General features: G+C 62.6%; 1 protein-coding gene. It reads left to right on the top strand.

Going from position 1 to position 679, the window contains the following annotated elements:
* Positions 1–679 (top strand): radical SAM protein (locus AC1ECK_RS36635; RefSeq protein ID WP_480328184.1); only part of this gene is annotated, 679 nt, incomplete at both ends.

Raw genomic sequence — 679 nt, 5'->3', positions numbered from 1 at the left:
GGAATTCGACTTCACCTGCCAGGAAGTGGCGGCGGGCAAGCCGCTCGCGCAGATCCAGGGCCTGAGCTACCGCGCCGCCGACGGCTCGATCGAGCATAACGAGGCGCGCCCGATCCTCGAGAACATGGACGAACTGCCGTTCGTGGCGCCGGTCTATCAGCGCGACCTGAAGATCGACAACTACTTCATCGGCTACCTGAAGCATCCGTACGTGTCGATCTACACGGGCCGTGGCTGCCGTTCGAAGTGCACGTTCTGCCTGTGGCCGCAGACGGTGGGCGGGCACCGCTACCGCACGCGCTCGGTGGAAAACGTGCTGGAGGAAGTGAAGTGGATCCGCGACAACATGCCTGAAGTCAAGGAGATCATGTTCGACGACGACACCTTCACCGACTTCAAGCCGCGCGTCGAGGAGATCGCGCGTGGGCTGGGCAAGCTGGGCGTGACGTGGTCGTGCAACGCGAAGGCGAACGTACCGTACTCGACGCTGAAGATCATGAAGGAAAACGGCCTGCGGCTGCTGCTGGTGGGCTACGAGTCGGGCGACGACCAGATCCTGCTGAACATCAAGAAGGGGCTGCGCACGGACATCGCGCGGCGCTTCAGCGAAGATTGCCGCAAGCTGGACATCAAGATTCACGGCACGTTTATCCTGGGCCTGCCGGGCGAGACGAAGGAG

The organism is Paraburkholderia sp. SSBN10T (genome assembly GCF_056619545.1).
This window is presented reverse-complemented; position numbering and strand designations above follow the sequence as displayed.